The sequence below is a fragment of the Candidatus Zixiibacteriota bacterium genome, from assembly GCA_019038695.1.
Taxonomy (GTDB): Bacteria; Zixibacteria; MSB-5A5; order GN15; family FEB-12; genus B120-G9.
The window spans coordinates 23,532-42,703 of the sequence record JAHOYZ010000035.1 but is presented as its reverse complement, the minus strand read 5'-3'; the positions used below and the strand labels follow the sequence as shown (position 1 = coordinate 42,703).

Here is a 19,172-nt window from a genome sequence, read left to right as displayed (position 1 = left end):
TGTGACTGTCGAAATTCAATTCTCGATAAGGCATTAGGTGTCTCCTTTGTGGGTCGTTGAAAACTCTAGGATACACCTTTTGTCTTTTACACACTTCTAAAGATATTACCCTTGCTTGGTGTGTCGTGGATGCCTATTGACAAACGACTATTGAGCCAGTAGATTTCTTTTCGAATGTAAAATAGTCGGCGGGCGTAATTCAGTGGTAGAATGCAAGCTTCCCAAGCTTGACGTCGGGAGTTCGAACCTCCTCGCCCGCTGTATTTTTATGGGTTGTACGAGATGAGAATTGTTGCCATAGATCGGTTATCACCACTGTTCGGACACATCGAGGTGGGAGACAAAGTAGTGGCTGTCAATGACCATGCTGTGTTCGATCCTATCGATTTTCAATTCCGTACCTCTGAGGAAGAAGTAACGATTCGATTTTCAGACCAGGATAATCTGGAATTGGAGTTCGAATTCGAGGATTTCGAAGCGTCCCAACTGGGACTAACCTTCGAACAACCGAAGGTCCGCACCTGCCAGTGTAATTGCATCTTCTGCTTTGTACATCAGCAGCCCAAAGGGATGCGGCGGTCGTTATATGTCAAGGACGAGGATTACCGGCTGTCTTTCACGCACGGTAACTTCGTTACTTTGGCCAATACGAGCGATAAGGAACTTAAACGGATAGCAGCCCAGCGTCTGTCCCCACTATATGTATCGGTACACACAACAGATGATGACCTGCGGCGTCGGATGCTGCGCAACCGTAAACTGGAACCGATTCTTTCGCGCCTGAAGTTTCTCGCTGAAAACAACATCACTCTGCATACACAAGTTGTCCTTTGCCCCGGCATCAATGATGGTGATAATCTGGAGGAGACAATTGTCGATCTGGCGAATCTTCATCCGGGCGTCTCGTCCCTGGCGGTGGTCCCGGTCGGCCTGACGAAGTATCGTGAGCGACTATCGCCGTTGGACCGTTATACGCCGCAACTGGCCGAGAAGGTTTTGGCGCAGGTAGACGATTTTCAAAGGTCTTTTCTGGATCGACTGGGAACGCGCTTTATCTGGGCGGCAGATGAATTTTATGTGCTGGCAGATCGGTCTTTCCCCAGACGATGTGAATATGAGGAGATGCCTCAGTTTGAGAACGGTGTTGGAATGGTTCGAGAGGCAATAACGATGTTTAATCGTCGCCGAGCGCAACTTAAGAATGTGAAATCCAGAAAGAGCGTCACATTCATGACGGGCCGATCAGCGATTTCCTCTCTTGTGTCACATGTACACAAGTATGTGAGGGAAGAAGTAGGTCTGGCTCTCGATATACTTCCAGTGGATAATCGATTCTGGGGCAAGGGTGTTACCGTATCCGGGCTATTGACAGGTCAGGATTTGTTGCGTGAAGCAAAAGCTGTTCAGAAGAAGTGTGACACAATTGTCTTGCCGCCGAATTGTCTTAATGAAGATGACCTTTTCCTCGACGATCTTACCCTGAGGCAGTTTCGCGAGTGTCTGGACCGACCGGTGCTGGTGGGACAGTACGATATCGCCGCCACCGTCAAGGAGGCTTTTTCATGAGTATGCCGATCGTCGCGATTGTAGGCCGACCCAATGTAGGCAAGTCGTCGTTATTTAACAGACTTCTGCAGAAGAGACTTGCGGTCGTCCATGAACAGCCGGGGGTCACGCGGGATCGTAACTATGCCGTCTGTGACTGGAACGGAATCAACTTTCGACTGGTTGACACTGGTGGAATGGTTCCCAATGCCGAGGCGGAGATGGATCGCTCGATATTCGATCAGGCTGAGTTTGCTTTGAATGAGGCCGATCTGATTATGTTCATGGTGGATGTTAAGACCGGGGTCGATGCGGCTGATCGGACTCTCGCCAACAGCCTGACCAGATCGGACAGAAACTGCATTTTGGTGGCTAACAAGGTCGATAGCGATTGGGACGAGGCGGAGATCTACGATTTCATGGCCCTTGGGATGGGGGAGCCTGTGCCTGTTTCGGCCACTGTGGGACGCGGTATCGGTGATCTTCTGGACATTGTCGTGAGCAAATTATCGACCGAGGATAGGATCGGGACGGAACAAGGGGAAGCTATCCGTGTGGCAGTTGTGGGACGGCCGAATGTTGGCAAGTCATCGTTTATTAACAAGCTCATCGGCCAGGAAAGACTCATTGTCACACCGATAGCGGGAACTACGCGCGATGCTGTTGATACACCGTTCGAGTATGATGGACAAGAGTATATTCTGGTGGACACGGCTGGTCTCAGACGGAGTTACAAGGTTCAGGAAAACATAGAGTTCTACACCACGTTACGAACCAGTCGAGCGATTGAAAACTGCGATGTGGCCATCGTTCTCATTGACGCTCAGGACAAAGTCACATCACAGGATCAGAGAGTGCTTGAGGAGGTTGTCTCCGCACGCCGACCAGCAATCCTGGCGGTTAACAAGTGGGACCTTATTGAGAAGGATTCCCGAACGGCCGATGAATTCACCGTCGCCATCAAAGATACACTTGCGAAGTACGCCTATCTACCGTTGGTATATATCTCAGCGCTTTCAGGCCAGCGTGTTCCCCGGGTGTTGTCTCTTGCCTCCGACACTCACCGCGAGAATCTGAAACGCGTTCCGACATCGGAACTCAATGTTTTTCTGCAGAAGATTGTCGGTCGTCAGCATCCGCCAGCTCGTCGCGGGAAATACATCAAGTTTAACTACATCACGCAATCCGAAGTGGCACCGCCGACTTTTATTATCTTCACTAACCAGCCCAAACTGATCGAAAAAGCATACATCAGGTATATTGCCAATCAGATACGCGCCGAATTTGGTTTTGAGGGTGTGTCGTTCCGACTCAAGTTCCTTCGCAAATAATTCCAACAGTTTAGAGTATATTTTCAAGCCACAGATGCGGTTGCGCCGACACAGTGGTGTGTGATAGCGTGTTAATTATTAGTGCTCGCTGACGATAACAGGGACGTATGTCTTATTCGTCAATAGTTAAGCGCGAGCTCGATTTGACGCCCGATGAACTCGAAGCAAAGCTTGCATCTAAGAAGGCCGAGCTAAGAGACCTGGCGACAATGGGAGCGGTGATCACGTCGATCCACGAGATAAATTCCGTTCTGTCGGTTGTCATGGATATGGCTATCAGATTAGCTGATGGCGAAGTCGGATTGATCATGCTGGAGGAGGAGGACAAACTTGTCCTGAAGATTTCCTGGGGTGTCCAGGAGAGTTTCGTGCGATCGCTCGTTTATCGTAACAACACTGATCTTCCAACCTACTGTTATCAGAATCGCGAGACAGTCATACTAAACGATCTGGGGGTCAGGGATGAAGGAGGTATTGCCATTGATTCCATCATCTGCCTTCCCATTCAAACTGCAGATCATTGTCATGGCGTGATGTTAATGATCAACAAGGCTAATGGCGGGGGATTTGACGACGAGAATCGGGAAAGCCTCGAAATGCTTCTAAACTTCGTGGCGGTTGCTATCGACAATTCACTCCTGCTGGAGGAACAGCTGGGTAGACAGAAGATCGAGCAAGAAATGACAATTGCTCGCGAGATTCAGGGGACAATCCTACCACACGATATTGCCGAAATCCCAGGTTGTGAGATAGGCGCTGTATATTTTCCGGCGCGGGAAGTTGGCGGCGATTTTTACCAGACTCATCAAATCGATGAAAAGAGATTCCTGGTAATACTTGGCGATGTTTCGAATAAGGGAGTACCTGCGGCGCTGGTGATGGCGGCCGCGGCGGGAATCATGAAATCAATCGTGACCGAACGCCCGTCGATTTCAATCAGCGGCCTGGCCATGCGGCTCAATGATTTGCTGGTGGAAGAGATTATCAAGGAACGAGAGATGTTCATCACGATGTTTTTCGCCAAGTTTGATTTGGAAGATATGAAGATCACATATTGCAATGGTGGACACCTTCCCGGTCTGTTTTGGAGTAATGATGAGCAGAAGATCGTCGAACTTTCCGAGGGAGGGCCGATTGTAGGCCAGTTTGGTGGGGTAACATTTAAGGAAGGTAGTCGGTCTATTGCGTCAGGTGACAGGCTTTTTCTTTTCACCGATGGTCTGACTGAAGCGGAAGATGCCGAGGGACGTATGTTTGGTCGGGAGCGAGCAGAGCAGGTATTTTCAGCTGAAGTAGGCCTTGAACCAGCCGAATTTTGCATGAAGGTGAAAGAGTGGGTAGATCGTTTCAATGTGGGATCATCGGAAGACTCGCACGATGATTTCACAATTCTCCAGGTGAAGGTGGAATAGAATGGCGCGATACTGCTATACATACAGTTCAATCGCCGAGTCAGAGGAGCAAATGCTTAACCAACTGGAGGCAACTCTGGCCAAACACCAGATCAGCAGAGATGTTGGCAACGCTGTCATGCAGACAACCTCTGAAGCGTTTATTAACGCTCTGATTCATGGCAACAGACTGGATCCCAACAAGATAATCACAATCGAAATTGAGATAAACACAACCCAAATCAAAATTAGTGTAACCGATCAGGGAGAGGGAGGCACTGGCTTCTCGCGCAGTCGCGTGGCACCAGACCCGATGGCGGAAAGTGGTCGGGGTATTGGCCTTATGGAGCACTTTGCTAACAATATTAAATTTCACTGCACGAAGACAGGGGGACTTAAGGTATCGGCTACATTCGACCGACAAGAAGATTACAGTAAGATTTTACAAAACTAAGTATATGTGGAGGATGTCATGGATACTACTATGAAAGAAGAGGGTGGGATCATCATCCTGAGTCTTGAGGGGCGCCTTGACCTTGCCAGCGGAACTGCTCTGAAGGAAGAGATCAAGAGTTGCTTCGGACAGAACAAGACCTCGATTCACCTCAATCTCAAAGGGGTGGAGTTCATTAACAGTTCCGGATTGGGTTCGCTGGTTTCAATAATGAAAGAAAGTCGGCTTATTAAGGGGCGTCTGACCCTGTCTAATCTGGCCAGCTATGTCCAGGAGATTTTCGACATCACTCAGTTATCTCACATTTTCGAAATATTTGCTACTGAAGAAGAAGCCCTGAATTCCTACAGTACAGTTTCGGCCAGCTGAGGACATTCACTATTAGGGGAGCATGATTCATGACAAATGGATTCGATAAAATAGTGGAGTTGTTGGCTCAGTTGCAGTCGCCGGATTTCTTTGAACGCGAGGATGCCGTCAAGAAACTGGGTGAGCACGATCAGGACGAGGCCATTGCTGGCCTGGTGACCGCCCTTGATGATCCTGATATGGGGATACGCGAGTTGGCAGCCGACATGTTGGTCCAGACGAAGAGCCAAACAGGAGCCCATCTCTTGATACGCTTCCTGGGCCATGAAGACATTGGTACCCGCAATCTGGCCTCTGAGATACTGATCAAGATAGGCCAACCGGCAGTGCAGCCCCTTATCGACAACCTGGCCGACGATGACTATGACATTAGAAAGTTCATAGTTGATATCCTCGGCCTGATCAAGGATGAAACTGCGGTTGACGCTCTTTGTAAGTCTCTCTGGGATGATAATTCTAATGTTGTTGTTTCAGCCACTGAGGCCTTGGGAGAAGTTGGATCACCGAAGTGTATCCCGGAGTTGATAAAAGTCTACGAGCGGGTTGAGGATGCCAGGCTCCAGGCCGTTGAGGCCATGGGGAAGATCGGTGACCCTGGTACTCTGGACACACTCTTTGGCTATCTTGAGACCGATGATCCGATGATCAAATATGCTTCGATTGAAGCCATTGGTTTCACCGGTATGTTGGGGTCAATCGAAAAGCTTGTACCCATTCTTGACGATAACGACACGACTATTGCTGAGGTAGCACTGATGGCGATCATCAATATTAGTGCTGCCAACAACGGACGACTGGACTACGACCTGCCTCTCGATCGTTTTGTCGAGCACCTATTTGATGGTGTCAAGCGCAAGGACAAGCGGATTACCGACTTCATTCTTGCTCGTCTTTCTTGCTGGTATGGCAAGAACGTCGTTGAGTCCATAGTGGACGTCCTTGACTCAGTGGACGAGGAAAACTCGTGTCGCTTCATTGAAGCTCTCGGGCAGGCTGGAGCTTCAGCTTCCAGCGTTCTTCTCCAGAAATTTCCGAAAGCAACACCGCAAGCCAAAGTGATCATCCTTGACATTCTTAAGCAATACGCTGACGAGAATATCGCGGCCAGTTTGATCAAGTATGCCGACGATGAGGCCCCCGAAGTCCGGGCCAGGATTGCAGGTGTCATGGGTGGCTCCGGCAGCGACAAAGTTCTGCCGACGTTGAAAAAAATGGCACGTGATGAAGTGGGACATGTTCGTTCGGCCGCCTTCAGGTCTGCAGGTTGGCTCTGTAGTGAACAAGATGTCGACTTTCTTCTGACCGGACTCGACGATCCCTATCCGGATGTTCGTGAGGCCGCTGTAGGTGCTCTTATTATAGTAGGTGGAACCAAGGTTGTAGCCAAGCTTACTGCCGATCTCTACCACGAGGACATTGAACGGCAGCGCCTGGCTGTTATTTCACTGGGAATGATCGGTGAAGCCGAGGTAGTGGAACCGCTGCTGAAGGCCGCCAGTCATCCCGAGGCCAGTGTTCGACGTTCGGCCATCTGTGCTCTTACAAAGATAGGTCACGACGTTGATACCGACCTGCTACTACAGGCTCTTAACGACGAGAATAGCGGTGTGCGCAAGGCTGCGGTATCAGCCTTGATAGCCCTCAAAGGAGAGTCTGCTGTCGACAATATTCGATTCCTGCTGGATGATGGCGATGTCTGGGTTAGGTATCACACGATAATCACTATTGCAGGAACAGGTCAAAGCCAGTTTGGTGAATATCTGCGCCCGTACCTGCGTGACGATCAGGATATCATCAAGATTGCAACCACAAAGGCGTTGGCACAACTGGGTTGCCGCGAGGCACTTTCTGATATCCGCGAGCTTGATGGCGAGAAGAATGAGGATCTCATTTCGGCCGTCCGGGAAGCCGTCTCATCATTAGAAGGAGTTAGCTGATGCCAGAGGGATCAATTCTAATAGTCGATGATGAGCTACTGATTCGAGATCTCCTTTACGATTTTTTCGTGAGTCAGGGGTGGCAGACATCGGTGGCCGAAAATGGCCAGAAGGCACTCGAAATTCTAGGTAATCGAAAAGTCGATCTGGTGCTGACTGATCTTCGGATGCCGGATATGGATGGATTGGCGCTCACTTCCGAGATGCGCTCGTCCTTTCCGGATATCCCGGTGATCATAATGACAGCGTATCCGTCGGTTGATTCAGCGGTAGAAGCGCTTCGGAGTCGGGTTGCGGACTATGTAACGAAGCCGTTCAATATCAATCGGTTATATAAAACGATTAAGGCGCAACTTGAGGGCTCAAAGGGAGCAGTTAACGAATCGTGATGTTCGACCCTACGAGCGCTCGATTTTGGCTGCACGGCAAATAAGGATCACTGATGCTGGATAATACGACCGAAGAACTGAAGATGACGGATGAAGAGTTCGAGCTGATTCGCGACTTTATTCACGAAAAAAGTGGTATGTTCTTCGCCTCAAACAAGATGTATCTGGTCAAGAATCGATTGGATAGGCGTATGGCTGAGCTTTCATTCAAGACCTACAAGGACTACTTCTACCACGTTAAATATGACACCTCAATGAAAGAATTCCATCACCTTATGGATCTCATGACTACTAATGAGACCAGTTTTTTCCGCAACGAACCGCAGTTGCGCTGCTTTGCCGAAGAAGTGCTGCCGTCGATTATCAAGGAGAAAACGGAGGAGGGTAGACCAAAGGTCATCAAGATCTGGTCGGCGGGATGTTCTACCGGCGAAGAGCCCTACACTCTGGGAATGATTTGCATGGAACAACTTGCGGCCAAACCAGGGTGGAAGGTGGAGATTATAGCCAATGATATCTCCGAAGAAGTGCTCCAGAAGGCACGCCGGGGAGAATATAGTGGGATCACTTTGCGTAATGTGCAGCCCCAGCAACTGACCAAATACTTCGACAAAATTGACGATCTCTATCGGGTGAAACCTGAGATCAAGGCCATGGTTAAATTTTCATTCGTCAATCTCAGCGAATCACGTATGATCTCGCTCAATTCCAATTGTGATACGATCTTTTGTCGGAACGTTATGATCTATTTCTCCGACGAAGTGAAGCGACAGATTGTACGTGGTTTTTACAATAGCCTGAGGCCCGGTGGTAACTTTTTCATAGGCCACTCGGAGACTCTCCACGGCATCTCCAAATCATTCAAGCTGGTATATTTGAAGAACGCGTTGGTTTATCGGAAGGAGGCGGTCGGTGTTACTACAACCAAGCCGTCCACCGGGGCCGGACTTACTGCTAAGCGGCTGCCGACGACATCCAAAATATCCAGCATGGGGGCAACTAGTGGTGCGTCAAAGGCGATAGATCTTCTCCGCAAGATTAAGCCGATGACGGTTAAGAAGTGACGAACGATTACTGAGATAGGATAAGCTAAATGGCACAGACAATCCTTGTTGTTGATGATTCTACGACTGTTGTGAAGTTCGTCTCGTTCTCTCTGAAGAACAAGGGCTACAATGTCCTGACGGCAGGCGACGGTATGGAGGCAATTGAGACAATATCAGGGGCTCAAGAAGAGATCGCGTTGGTTATAACTGATCTCAATATGCCCAATCTGGACGGGTATAGTCTCATCCACACATTAAGGGAGAGCGAGGAGCACGCCCAGACACCGATAATAATACTCTCGTCTGAAGACTCGGAAGAGGACCGTGTGCGTGGTTTGGAGGTAGGTGCAAGTTCGTACTTGGTCAAACCATTCAAGTCATCTCTGTTACTGGACGAAGTATCCAAGCATTTGAAATGAACATCAAGCAAATAAACATGCGGAGGTAACGTGGCAGATCTGAAAATCCTCGCAGTCGATGACAGTCCGACCATGCGCCGCATCATCATCAATACGCTCAAAAGAGCGGGCTATGCTGATGTGGTGGAGGCTGGCGACGGTAAAGATGCCCTTGCAAAACTGAAAGTTGAAGACGTAAACTTCATCATCACGGACTGGAATATGCCCGAGATGGACGGCCTGACCTTTGTCACAACCGTGAGGGGTATGGATAAGTATAAGACTCTGCCGATCCTGATGGTTACGACCCGGTCGGTTAAGGATGACATCGTCGAAGCGCTCAAAGCTGGCGTCAACAACTATATCGTAAAACCATTCACCCCGGACACGCTCAAAGAAAAAATTGAGCAGGTTCTTAAAGCCTGAGTGAAGGCAACAAGGAGGCACTAATGGCTATCAGTGAAAAACTATATCAGAAGATGCAGTCTGAAGTTGTCGCACTTGCGTCTTCAATCACCGAAGTTGTTGACAAGTTCCGGCAGCTACAGAATCCGTTGGCAGAATCCAGGGAGACCGTTCCCCGGGCGACTGAACAGCTCGACAAGATCAGCGAACAGACAGAAGCAGCTGCTCATCAGATGCTCGATAAGGTTGAAGGTATTTCCCAGCGAGAGGAAGAGGTGATTCAGGGTCTGAAGGCCATCAAGGTGAAAGTGGTAGACGGCGATCTAGGCGACTTTGCTCCATCTGTGGATGCTTTGATCAAGAAGGTTCAGACGAACTACGAGGATGCCTTTCTGATTATGGATGCGCTTCAGTTTCAGGATATCACAGCTCAGCAAATGAATCATGCGGCAAGTTTACTTGAGAGCCTTGAGACTCGTTTGAACTCAATCGTCAGTGTCATTCAAGGTTCCAATGATGTGGCTGAAGCGACAGTCGAACATAAGGAACGAGTGTTTGATCCGAATGCTGAGTTTACCAACACTAAGACAACCCAGGCGGACATAGACTCGCTCTTCTCCGGCAAGTAACGATACTCCGAATATAAACGAGGCTAAACAATGTCCGACGCTTTTGAATTGGACCAGGATGAGATGAAGGAAATCATTGATGATTTCCTGGTTGAAGCAGACGAACTCATCGCATCACTGGACACGAACCTCGTCAAGCTCGAGACTACTCCCGACGACCTTGATTTGCTCAACGAGATATTCCGGGCAGCACACACGATAAAAGGAACATCCAGTTTCCTTGGGTTTGAGCAGGTTACTTCACTGACCCACAAGATGGAAGATATTCTTAATAAGCTTCGTAAGTCCGAGATGGTCGTTACTCCGGAAGTAATGGACATCCTGCTCGAATCGCTCGATATATTGAAGGTGCTCCTTGAAAACGTTCGCGAAGGCAACAGCGAAGAACTTGATCTTACCGATGTTACTAAGCGTCTGATCGTAATAATGGAGGGTGGCACTGACGGCAACGCTGATTCGTTGACAATGAGTCCCGAAGATGCAGCTCCCGATGCGCCCACCTTCGAAATACCTGAGGAATCCACAACCGCTGAAGCTGTTGCCCCGCCAAACTTCGACACGGAGCCGGCGTTTGTAGCAGAAACACAGGAAGCGGTAGCAGTTTTGGAGGTGCCAACCAAGTCGGCCCCTTCAGCACCGGCCAAGAGCTCCGGTAAACCCTCTCCTTCTAAACCGTCCCGGAAGTCAGGCGATCAGACGATTCGAGTTGATGTCGGGCGAGTGGATACGCTGATGAATATGATGGGTGAACTGGTACTGGGTCGCAATAGCATGCAACAGTCCCTCGGGATACTGAACCGGGATCATGAGGGAGACCAAAATTTTGAGGGTATCAACAATGCGGCGACCGCGATCAACTTCATTACGACTGAATTGCAAATGGCCGTGATGAAGATGCGTATGCAACCCATTGGCAAAGTGTTTGGTCGTTTTCCGCGTTTGGTGCGAGATCTCTCCCGCGATTCCGGCAAGCAAATCGAACTGAAGATATCCGGCGAAAGTACTGAACTCGATCGCAGTGTGATTGAAGAGATTGGCGACCCACTGGTTCATATTATTCGCAATTCCTGTGACCATGGCCTCGAATCTGCCGAGGATCGTGTCGCGGCCGGAAAACCGGCCAAAGGATCGGTACATCTTGAGGCCTGCCAGGAAGGGTCTCATATCATTATCAAGATTACCGATGACGGTCGTGGGTTTGCTCTGCAGGCAATCAAGGACAAAGCTATCGAACGCGGATTGACTACTGAGGACGCTCTGGCCAGGATGTCTGAGCGTGAAATTGTCAGGTATGTTTTCGAGGCAGGTTTCTCAACGGCCAAAGTGGTGACTGATGTTTCCGGTCGGGGCGTGGGAATGGATGTCGTGCGTTCCAATATCGAGAAACTAAATGGATTGATCGAGCTTGATACGAAGGAGGGCAAGGGTTCTTCGATTACGATCAAGCTGCCGCTAACACTGGCTATCATTCAGGGCCTGTTGGTGGAGAGTGATGACGAAGTATTCATCCTGCCGTTGGCGTCGGTGTTGGAGACAGTTAAGACCGAGCAGGCCGAAGTGTTCTACATTAACAAACGGCCCGTTCTGCGGCTGCGAGACGAGATCATACCGATCATCAATTTGGCCGAGATCCTCCGCGCCAATTCCCACGGGTTCATTATGACAGAGAAACCGTACATTGTCATTGTGGGCTTGGCTGAGAAGAAACTCGGAATCATAGTAGATCGTTTCCTGGGTCAGGAAGAGGTGGTCATCAAGTCGTTGGGCAACTACCTCGGGGCAACAGAGGGAGTGGCAGGTGCGACGATCCTTGGCGACGGACGCATTCGGCTCATTGTAGATATTGCCGGGATGTTCAGCGTGGCCAGAAAGATAAGCTAATTAAGCGGGTTTCGATGACAGTTAAATTACAACAGATTCGCATCCTCGTCGTAGATGACTCCGCCTTTATGCGCAAAGCGATCTCTATGATGTTGGAGTCCGACCCCGCGATCAAGGTCGTCGGCACTGCTCGAGATGGTGAAGAGGGTATCCAGAAAGTCCGTCATCTCAAGCCGGATTTGGTCACCATGGATATTGAGATGCCGCGCATGGATGGTCTGACCGCTCTCCGTGAAATCATGGCTAAGCATCCCGTCCCGGTGATGATGATTTCATCACTGACCACCGATGGCGCTCGGGCTACACTTGACGCCCTCGAAATGGGGGCGGTCGATTTTATTCCCAAGGAACTTTCCTACGTCAGTCTTGATATTGTCAAGATCAGGGAAGAACTGGTGGCCAAGATCAAGAATATTGTCAAGCGCAAATCGCTGCTGATGGCTCGCTTCCGAGGAACCCGATCAGCCGGGCGCATGAAAACGTCGCCGGGCAGGAGTGGAGTTCCCAGAAAATCTGTCTCGGTTGTCAAAACTATACGAAAGCGTAACCATCAGGTAGGTATAATAGCAATTGGTTCCTCTACAGGTGGACCGCCAGCTCTGGCTGAAGTCATTCCTCGGTTGCCACGCAATCTTCCGGCCGGAATCGTGATTGCGCAACACATGCCGCCCAAGTTTACGAAATCATTAGCGGAGCGTCTTAATGGGCTTTCAGAATTGCACGTCAAAGAAGCTGCTGACGGCGATCCGGTGGAAGCTGGTACAGTGCTTATAGCCCCGGGCGGTCAACAAATGACCGTGAACAAAGCTGGTGCCAAGGCTTACGTTAGAGTCTCATCAGAACCTTCGGATACATTATACAAGCCGTGCGTCGATGTCATGCTGGACTCAGTGGCGGCGTCTTATCACCGCGCTATCCTTGGCGTGATTCTAACCGGTATGGGCAGCAATGGTGTTACTGGACTGCGTAAAGTGAAATCAGGCGGTGGTGTCATCATCGCTCAGGATGAACCAACCTGTATTGTCTACGGAATGCCCCGCGCGGCTGCCGAGGCTGGTGTTTGCGATCATATTGTACCGATTGAGCAGGTCGCGCAGGAAATCGTATCCTACTTCTAATCCAAGTTTTTGTTGAAAACAACTCCTCGCTCTCTATTGTTTTTATTTATGGTGAATGGGTTATGTTATGGATGACGAACGGAGTGCGGTTCTGAAGGAATCGAGTACGGCCAACGAAGTTTCACGCTTTACCGAGTCCTACGCATCGTTTACTCGAGTGATCAATACCCTCCAGCGCAAGTATATTGAGCTGGAAGAGGGATTTTCGGCACAGAACCAGGAACTTGCGGAGGCCAATACTCTACTTGTCGAGTTGACTGAACGTAATCTTCAGGCTACCGAGTTCCTCAACGGGATACTTCACTCAATCTCGGCCGGGGTCGTAGCGGTGGACCGAGACGGCCGCATTACCCACTTCAATCTGGCAGCGGAGCGTATTCTTGGTTTGAAGGCAGAGGATGTTCGAGGGAGTCTCTACCGGGATATGATCCCTCCTGGAACCCCGTCCGAGGCGAACGCATTGCGAACTTCGCAGCGTGCTCAACCGGTCGAGTCTACCGAGCGACAAATAGAGCTGACCAACGGCATCCGACGCTTCTTGTCGGTATCAACGGCGGTAATGCGCGACAATGAAGGGCAACCAGCGGGGGCGGTGGAAGTCTTTCAGGATATGACCAAGATGAAGAAGATGGAGCAGGAATTTGCGCGTCTTAACACCCTGGCTGCAATGGGGGAGATGGCAGCAACTATTGCGCACGAAGTGCGTAATCCACTTTCTGGAATTGGTGGCTTCGCGGCGTTGTTGACCCAGGACCTTGATAAATCCGATCCTCGGTTCCGATTGGCAGACAACATCCGTCGGGGCGTTGAAACGCTTAATCACACTGTTACAACCTTGTTGGACTATGCCCGGTCGGAGAAAACCAATCAGACCGAAGTAGTTCTGCGGGATTACCTTATTTCCACGATTCGGCAGTTTGGACAGGATAATCCGACGGTGTCTCAAGACGTTGATATTGTGCTTGGTGATATTCTGGCGGAAGTAGACGAGCCGATAGAGGTGAGTATCGATCCCATCCTGATGAAGCAGGTTTTTCGCAATCTTTTTGCCAACGCGATCGAGTCTTTTTCAGGCAACGGTTGTATTGAGATCAATGTTGAATATCTCCTTCAGGATGAAGGAGTGCGGCAATGGGGGGAGAAGCTGTTATTAGAGTCGGATGAAGGCGTTGTTGTGATCAATATTGCCGACGATGGCCCGGGGATTGAGAAAGACAATTTGGAGAAGATATTTGCACCATTTTTCACTACGCGAATGGATGGGAATGGACTTGGGCTGGCAATGGTCTGGAAGATAATGAAGGCGCACGGAGGAAATATTGTGGCAGAGAACCGGGACAGCGGAGGGGCTGTCTTTCGGTTGCTGCTACCTTTCAGGACGAATACTGATAACATGGAGCACAGAGCATGAAATTTTCGGTTCTGGTTGTTGATGATGATGTCCTCGTAAATGAGTTGATGGAGGAGACAATTCGTCGGACCGGTCACTATTGCAAGGCCGTGTTCTCCGGTGAAGAGGCAATGGCTGCATTCAATGATCGAACTTACGATATTGTTCTGACCGATCTGAAGATGAAAGCCATGGATGGGATAGAAGTGCTTGAGCGGATCAAGAAGGTCAGTCCGGAATCGGTGGTTGTGATTATGACTGCCTATGGCACTATTGATACTGCTGTCAGGGCCATCAAGAGTGGTGCATACGATTTCCTTATCAAGCCGGTGCTTCCGGAGACGGTGGCTCATGTATTGTCACGGATCACCGAGGTGCTGAGTCTGCGTTCCGAGAACCAGACCATGCGTCAGGACCTGGAACACAAATTTCAGAATATCATTGGCAAGTCCAGCGCTATGAGAGACATATTTGATTTGATTCGGTCAGTCGCCTCGGCCCGCTCAACCATCATGATTTCCGGCGACTCGGGTACAGGCAAGGAGATGGTGGCACGCGCCATTCACTATTCTTCCGACCGCAAAGATAAGCCGTTCGTTACGCTCAACTGTGCCGCTTTGCCTGAGAACCTTGTCGAGACTGAACTGTTTGGTCATGAGAAGGGCGCTTTCACTGATGCCAAACGAACCCACCGAGGTCGTTTTGAACTGGCCGATGGCGGAACCCTTCTCCTTGATGAAATATCGGAGATGCCCTTTAACCTGCAATCTAAATTGCTGCGCGTTATTCAGGAGCGTGAGTTTGAACGAGTGGGTTCGACCACGCCAATATCTGTAGATGTGCGACTTATTGCTACCTCGAATCGTGATCTGAAAAGACACATTGCCGATGGCAAGTTCCGTGAAGACCTTTTCTATCGCCTGAATGTGATTCCCATTCATCTTGCTCCGCTCGAGGAACGCCGCGAGGACATTAACCTCTTGGTGGATCACTTCATCGGAAAGTACAATCGGGAAAACGGGCGTTCGGTGAAGGGGGTTGATAAGTCCGCGTTGGCTTTATTGATGAGTTACCACTGGCCGGGAAATGTGAGAGAGCTGGAGAATCTGGTCGAGCGGGCGGTTGTGACGGGTCAATCAGATATTCTGACAAGTGATGATTTTCCTACCGAACTTGCTCTGGGAAGAGTGGCCGATGACTTACCTCAGTTGAAGGTTCCCATGAGGTTGGAGGAGGGATCCAAGTATCTTATCCTGAAAACCCTCGAGAAGTTCAATGGCAACAAAACCCAAGCAGCCGAAGCGTTGGGTGTGTCATCGCGGACAATTCGCAATAAGCTGGTCGAATACGGACTGGCCGGCAAAAGATAGCTGACTAAGTATTGCTGTGGCGCGTCGGGTCAAGGTTCCCGGCGTGCGATCGCTGACATACAGAATCACAAGCCATCGCATTCGTTTTCTAACCTCCCCGGTTAAATTATAGCTTTATTAATTATGCCATAAGAGTTGCTTCACATTTCCACCATCCTGCCGATACAAACAGCATGCGAAACTTAGCGCGTAATTGGAATGCGAGCTTGACTCTTAAATAGGTGGTGCCGAAGCATATGGATTTTGCGACATTACTTGGACTGGCTGTTGCTGTTGGCGCGGTGGGAGGTTCCTTTCTTCTCGAAGGGGGCCGGTTGGAGACGGTCTTCCTCACCGCACCCTTGCTGATCGTTGTCGGTGGCACGCTCGGTGCAACGACTATCACTACTTCGTTTGATACTGTTCGTCGGATTCCTCATTACATCAAAGTGGCCGCATTTAATCGATCCCTGGTTCTTACGGATACGATTGACCGGTTGGTGCGATTGGCGGAAAAGGCACGACGAGAAGGTATCCTCGGATTGGAGGCGGACCTGAAGACTATCCAGCATCCGTTCTTCAGGAAGGCGATTCGGCTGGTGATCGATGGAACCGATTTCGATTCACTGCGGGATATCCTTGACACGGAGATTGTCCAGATTGAGGAACGTCACAAGCGAGGTATTAATTTCTTTAAAAAAGCAGGTGGCTTCGCGCCTACAATGGGTATTCTCGGTACCGTGCTGGGACTGGTTCACACGCTTGGTTCAACTTCCGATGCCTCAAAAATGGCCAGCCACATAGCAGCCGCATTTATTGCCACTCTCTGGGGTGTTGGCCTTGCCAATCTCTTTTTCTTACCGTTGTCGGACAAACTTCGGATGCGCCACGAAGAAGAAATGACGCACCTGGAACTTATTACCGAAGGTGTTCTGGCTCTGCAGGGCGGCGACAACCCCCGCAATATCAGAACCAGACTGCTATCCTTCATTGCTCCGACCCATCGTTTCCACGAGGAATAGCAGATGCGCCGAAGTCGAAGGACAAACAAGACCGACGAAAATGATGAACACATTGAGCGTTGGCTACTAACTTACGCCGATCTGATCACGTTGTTGCTGGCGTTTTTTGTGGTCATGTATTCCATGTCGCAGATCGACGCCAAGAGATTCGGCGAAATGTCCGAAGCCCTGCATGGCATACTAAAGGGGGGCGATGGTATTCTTCGAGAAGTTGATCCTGACATTGCCACTCCCGGTCACGGGTTGCTCAAGCTGGGTAATCTACGCATGTTGCAAGAAAACGTGGAAAAGAAGGTCAGCGACAGCAATAAGCTCGAGGATGTTCAGATGGAATTAACTGAACGGGGGCTCGTAGTGCACATAGTGGAACGAGCTTTGTTTGCTGAAGGGTCGGCTGATTTGCAGTTGGGCGCGACCGGTGTACTGGACCTGATCTACTCCGAAATCGCCGATATTCCGAATCATATTCGAATCGAAGGGCATACCGATGATCGTTCCATAACTTCGTCCCGGTATCCATCAAACTGGGAACTGTCATCTGATCGTGCTACCCAGGTTGTACGCTATTTTGTTGAAGACCACGGGTGCTCGCCAGACCGCATTTCGGCGTTGGGTTATGGAAAGTACCGTCCGATTCGACCCAATAATTCGATCGAAAACCGGGCGCTTAATCGCCGTGTTGATATTGTTGTGCTTACGATGGAGTTGTCGGTCAAGGAACCTTCATCGGATATGTATAACCTGGCCAGTAAGTAATCTATTCCGACCTGTGTAGGAAATGATTTCCAGTATCACCCTGTGCAACCTCCCCTCGCATTCGACCCAACTAACATAACTCCCTGTCCTGTAATCGTGTAGCTTCGCATGGCGTCAATGGCACGCCTCTTGCTTTGTTGGGCCGTGAGGTAAAGCAAGTAGGTATGATTGATGTCGAATAAAATCACAGGATTTGTTTTTGAGAAGATCGGACTTCCGCAGTTTGAAGCCTTTCTCGATCTGTCAGCTTATAGCCACAAGCTCACGAGTGGTAATGTGGCCAATGTATCAACACCTGGTTATAGAGCGGAGAGTATTGATTTCCAAAAGGAGTTCAGTCGGTTGACCGGTGAATCGCGTCGGTTAGTCGGAACTCTGACTCGTCCCGATCACATTCCTCTCGGCCAGCATCAGCATCGGGGTCCAAAGGTGGATCAGGCTCGGACAACCCAGGGTGAACTGAATGCTGTAGATATTGATCATGAGATTTCCAATATGGCTCGTAATGAGCTGGAGTTTACAATTGCTGCCCAACTGTTGCAGCGCAAGTTTCAGGGTTTGAAGAAGGCTATCAATAGTAAGTAAAGGATTCGGAATGTCAGGAATACTTGGCGCTATAGACATATCATCGAAAGGGTTGACTGTTCAGAGATCCAAGATGGATACTACGGCGCGGAACATTGCCAACGCCGAGACAACCAGGACAGAAGAAGGCGGACCTTATCGGAGACGTCGGGTAGTAGTATCCGAAACTCAGGAGCAAACCAGCTTCAGCAAGATGGTCAAGCAGGCCGGAACACGTATGAGACGCACCAATCCCAAGCATCTTGGAGGACGATCCGTTGAGTTGCGTCAGGACGTTGAAGCGTCAGCAGTTACCCAGGAGGAAATGATAGATCCGGCGTCGAATTTCCGTGTTGTCCATGATCCAACTCATCCTGATGCCGATGCTGAGGGATATGTGAAGTATCCTGATATTGAAATAGTAACCGAGATGGTGGATATGATGGCTGCTGCTCGGGCATATGAAGCGAACACGGTGGCCATCGCAGCCGCCAAGCAAATGGCCAAAAGTGCTCTCGATATATAGGATTAACAAGGACTGAACTATGAAAATCAATCCCTTAGGATTACAATCCTACCAACAATTGACGGCTCGCAGACAACCCTCGGCGTCGCAGTCTGAGGACGCACGGGCGGTGGACAACACGCTGACAATCTCCCCTCAGGAGACCTCTGCACAATCCAATTTGGCGGTAAAGGCTCCCGAGGGCAACTATTCAAGTTTCCTCAGCCCGGAAGAGAACAGTGCGTTGGAGATGTTATTCCGACGGTACGCTGATTCCGGACGGTTCGGGTCCGCTTACAATAGGAGCGCCGACACTCGGGAAAATGAACAGCCAATAGGCAGAGTGATTGACGTTAAGGTGTAATCATGGCAGTAGTACCTGTAAATATCACACGCGTTTTGCCTGGACTGGCAACGCCAGAACTCACCCAATCCAAAGCACCCTCAGCAGACGGTGCCGGTTTTGGTGAGGTATTCTCAAATCTTCTCAACTCGGTGAATGAACTACAGCACGACTCTGCCGATATCCAAAAGGCCTTCTTGGCCGGAGAACCGGTTGAGCTGCACCAGGTAATGATAAAAGCTGAAGAGGCCGGTGTTGCGGTGGACCTGTTACTGGAAGTCCGCAACAAACTTCTAAGCGCATATACGGAGCTCATACGTATGCCGGTCTAATGATCGGAACACGCGACC

21 protein-coding genes and 1 tRNA gene are annotated in these 19,172 nt (G+C 49.9%); all 22 read left to right on the top strand.

Going from position 1 to position 19,172, the window contains the following annotated elements:
- The first annotated feature begins 188 nt into the window (after positions 1-188).
- A tRNA-Gly gene (locus KOO62_11385) sits at positions 189-260 on the top strand.
- 22 nt (positions 261-282) lie between these two features.
- Positions 283-1,566: a DUF512 domain-containing protein gene (locus tag KOO62_11380; protein MBU8934591.1), complete on the top strand. Its 1,284-nt coding sequence runs from the start codon at positions 283-285 to the stop codon at positions 1,564-1,566.
- 2 nt (positions 1,567-1,568) lie between these two features.
- Positions 1,569-2,876, top strand: coding sequence for a ribosome biogenesis GTPase Der (gene der, locus KOO62_11375; protein ID MBU8934590.1), 1,308 nt, complete (start codon positions 1,569-1,571; stop codon positions 2,874-2,876).
- Positions 2,877-2,983: 107 nt separating this feature from the next.
- Entirely contained in the window at positions 2,984-4,288 is a 1,305-nt protein-coding gene (locus KOO62_11370) for a SpoIIE family protein phosphatase (GenBank protein ID MBU8934589.1), read from the top strand.
- A 1-nt stretch (position 4,289) separates the two neighbouring features.
- Positions 4,290-4,721, top strand: a complete 432-nt coding sequence (locus tag KOO62_11365; GenBank protein ID MBU8934588.1) for an ATP-binding protein — start codon at positions 4,290-4,292, stop codon at positions 4,719-4,721.
- Between the two features lie 18 nt (positions 4,722-4,739).
- Positions 4,740-5,090, top strand: a complete 351-nt coding sequence (locus KOO62_11360; GenBank protein MBU8934587.1) for an STAS domain-containing protein — start codon at positions 4,740-4,742, stop codon at positions 5,088-5,090.
- A gap of 29 nt (positions 5,091-5,119) precedes the next feature.
- On the top strand, positions 5,120-7,027 hold the full coding sequence (locus KOO62_11355) for a HEAT repeat domain-containing protein (protein MBU8934586.1): 1,908 nt from the start codon (positions 5,120-5,122) through the stop codon (positions 7,025-7,027).
- A complete protein-coding gene (locus KOO62_11350) occupies positions 7,027-7,416 on the top strand; it encodes a response regulator (protein MBU8934585.1) in 390 nt (129 codons plus the stop codon). The genes KOO62_11355 and KOO62_11350 overlap by 1 nt, the downstream gene beginning before the upstream one ends.
- A gap of 53 nt (positions 7,417-7,469) precedes the next feature.
- Positions 7,470-8,480: a protein-glutamate O-methyltransferase CheR gene (locus KOO62_11345; GenBank protein MBU8934584.1), complete on the top strand. Its 1,011-nt coding sequence runs from the start codon at positions 7,470-7,472 to the stop codon at positions 8,478-8,480.
- A gap of 29 nt (positions 8,481-8,509) precedes the next feature.
- Positions 8,510-8,881: a response regulator gene (locus KOO62_11340; GenBank protein ID MBU8934583.1), complete on the top strand. Its 372-nt coding sequence runs from the start codon at positions 8,510-8,512 to the stop codon at positions 8,879-8,881.
- A gap of 39 nt (positions 8,882-8,920) precedes the next feature.
- Positions 8,921-9,286, top strand: coding sequence for a response regulator (locus tag KOO62_11335; GenBank protein ID MBU8934582.1), 366 nt, complete (start codon positions 8,921-8,923; stop codon positions 9,284-9,286).
- 23 nt (positions 9,287-9,309) lie between these two features.
- Complete coding sequence (locus tag KOO62_11330; GenBank protein MBU8934581.1) at positions 9,310-9,894, top strand: protein phosphatase CheZ; 585 nt, start codon at positions 9,310-9,312, stop codon at positions 9,892-9,894.
- 63 nt (positions 9,895-9,957) lie between these two features.
- Complete coding sequence (locus KOO62_11325) at positions 9,958-11,775, top strand: chemotaxis protein CheA (GenBank protein ID MBU8934580.1); 1,818 nt, start codon at positions 9,958-9,960, stop codon at positions 11,773-11,775.
- 14 nt (positions 11,776-11,789) lie between these two features.
- Positions 11,790-12,893 (top strand): chemotaxis response regulator protein-glutamate methylesterase, encoded by a 1,104-nt coding sequence (locus tag KOO62_11320; GenBank protein ID MBU8934579.1) that lies wholly within the window; start codon positions 11,790-11,792, stop codon positions 12,891-12,893.
- A gap of 67 nt (positions 12,894-12,960) precedes the next feature.
- Positions 12,961-14,304 (top strand): PAS domain S-box protein, encoded by a 1,344-nt coding sequence (locus KOO62_11315; GenBank protein MBU8934578.1) that lies wholly within the window; start codon positions 12,961-12,963, stop codon positions 14,302-14,304.
- Positions 14,301-15,653 carry a sigma-54 dependent transcriptional regulator gene (locus KOO62_11310; GenBank protein MBU8934577.1) on the top strand — a complete coding sequence of 451 codons (1,353 nt, stop codon included), beginning with the start codon at positions 14,301-14,303 and terminating at the stop codon, positions 15,651-15,653. Before KOO62_11315 ends, KOO62_11310 begins: the two co-directional genes overlap by 4 nt.
- 236 nt (positions 15,654-15,889) lie before the next feature.
- Positions 15,890-16,654 (top strand): motility protein A, encoded by a 765-nt coding sequence (locus KOO62_11305; protein MBU8934576.1) that lies wholly within the window; start codon positions 15,890-15,892, stop codon positions 16,652-16,654.
- Positions 16,655-16,657: 3 nt separating this feature from the next.
- On the top strand, positions 16,658-17,410 hold the full coding sequence (locus KOO62_11300; GenBank protein ID MBU8934575.1) for a flagellar motor protein MotB: 753 nt from the start codon (positions 16,658-16,660) through the stop codon (positions 17,408-17,410).
- A gap of 171 nt (positions 17,411-17,581) precedes the next feature.
- On the top strand, positions 17,582-17,995 hold the full coding sequence (gene flgB, locus KOO62_11295) for a flagellar basal body rod protein FlgB (GenBank protein MBU8934574.1): 414 nt from the start codon (positions 17,582-17,584) through the stop codon (positions 17,993-17,995).
- A gap of 10 nt (positions 17,996-18,005) precedes the next feature.
- Positions 18,006-18,500 carry a flagellar basal body rod protein FlgC gene (gene flgC / locus KOO62_11290; GenBank protein MBU8934573.1) on the top strand — a complete coding sequence of 165 codons (495 nt, stop codon included), beginning with the start codon at positions 18,006-18,008 and terminating at the stop codon, positions 18,498-18,500.
- 19 nt (positions 18,501-18,519) lie between these two features.
- Positions 18,520-18,843, top strand: coding sequence for a hypothetical protein (locus KOO62_11285; protein ID MBU8934572.1), 324 nt, complete (start codon positions 18,520-18,522; stop codon positions 18,841-18,843).
- 2 nt (positions 18,844-18,845) lie between these two features.
- Complete coding sequence (gene fliE, locus KOO62_11280; protein ID MBU8934571.1) at positions 18,846-19,154, top strand: flagellar hook-basal body complex protein FliE; 309 nt, start codon at positions 18,846-18,848, stop codon at positions 19,152-19,154.
- Positions 19,155-19,172: the final 18 nt, after the last annotated feature.

Bases quoted from the DNA above. Each gene is read 5' to 3' on its own strand.
- KOO62_11350 (MBU8934585.1), top strand. From the start codon at position 7,027: ATGCCAGAGGGATCAATTCTAATAGTCGATGATGAGCTACTGATTCGA.
- KOO62_11355 (MBU8934586.1), top strand. From the start codon at position 5,120: ATGACAAATGGATTCGATAAAATAGTGGAGTTGTTGGCTCAGTTGCAG.
- KOO62_11285 (MBU8934572.1), top strand. From the start codon at position 18,520: ATGAAAATCAATCCCTTAGGATTACAATCCTACCAACAATTGACGGCT.
- KOO62_11370 (MBU8934589.1), top strand. From the start codon at position 2,984: ATGTCTTATTCGTCAATAGTTAAGCGCGAGCTCGATTTGACGCCCGAT.
- fliE (MBU8934571.1), top strand. From the start codon at position 18,846: ATGGCAGTAGTACCTGTAAATATCACACGCGTTTTGCCTGGACTGGCA.
- KOO62_11365 (MBU8934588.1), top strand. From the start codon at position 4,290: ATGGCGCGATACTGCTATACATACAGTTCAATCGCCGAGTCAGAGGAG.
- KOO62_11325 (MBU8934580.1), top strand. From the start codon at position 9,958: ATGAAGGAAATCATTGATGATTTCCTGGTTGAAGCAGACGAACTCATC.
- flgB (MBU8934574.1), top strand. From the start codon at position 17,582: ATGTCGAATAAAATCACAGGATTTGTTTTTGAGAAGATCGGACTTCCG.
- KOO62_11315 (MBU8934578.1), top strand. From the start codon at position 12,961: ATGGATGACGAACGGAGTGCGGTTCTGAAGGAATCGAGTACGGCCAAC.
- KOO62_11360 (MBU8934587.1), top strand. From the start codon at position 4,740: ATGGATACTACTATGAAAGAAGAGGGTGGGATCATCATCCTGAGTCTT.
- KOO62_11310 (MBU8934577.1), top strand. From the start codon at position 14,301: ATGAAATTTTCGGTTCTGGTTGTTGATGATGATGTCCTCGTAAATGAG.
- KOO62_11320 (MBU8934579.1), top strand. From the start codon at position 11,790: ATGACAGTTAAATTACAACAGATTCGCATCCTCGTCGTAGATGACTCC.
- KOO62_11345 (MBU8934584.1), top strand. From the start codon at position 7,470: ATGCTGGATAATACGACCGAAGAACTGAAGATGACGGATGAAGAGTTC.
- KOO62_11330 (MBU8934581.1), top strand. From the start codon at position 9,310: ATGGCTATCAGTGAAAAACTATATCAGAAGATGCAGTCTGAAGTTGTC.
- der (MBU8934590.1), top strand. From the start codon at position 1,569: ATGCCGATCGTCGCGATTGTAGGCCGACCCAATGTAGGCAAGTCGTCG.
- flgC (MBU8934573.1), top strand. From the start codon at position 18,006: ATGTCAGGAATACTTGGCGCTATAGACATATCATCGAAAGGGTTGACT.
- KOO62_11340 (MBU8934583.1), top strand. From the start codon at position 8,510: ATGGCACAGACAATCCTTGTTGTTGATGATTCTACGACTGTTGTGAAG.
- KOO62_11380 (MBU8934591.1), top strand. From the start codon at position 283: ATGAGAATTGTTGCCATAGATCGGTTATCACCACTGTTCGGACACATC.
- KOO62_11300 (MBU8934575.1), top strand. From the start codon at position 16,658: ATGCGCCGAAGTCGAAGGACAAACAAGACCGACGAAAATGATGAACAC.
- KOO62_11305 (MBU8934576.1), top strand. From the start codon at position 15,890: ATGGATTTTGCGACATTACTTGGACTGGCTGTTGCTGTTGGCGCGGTG.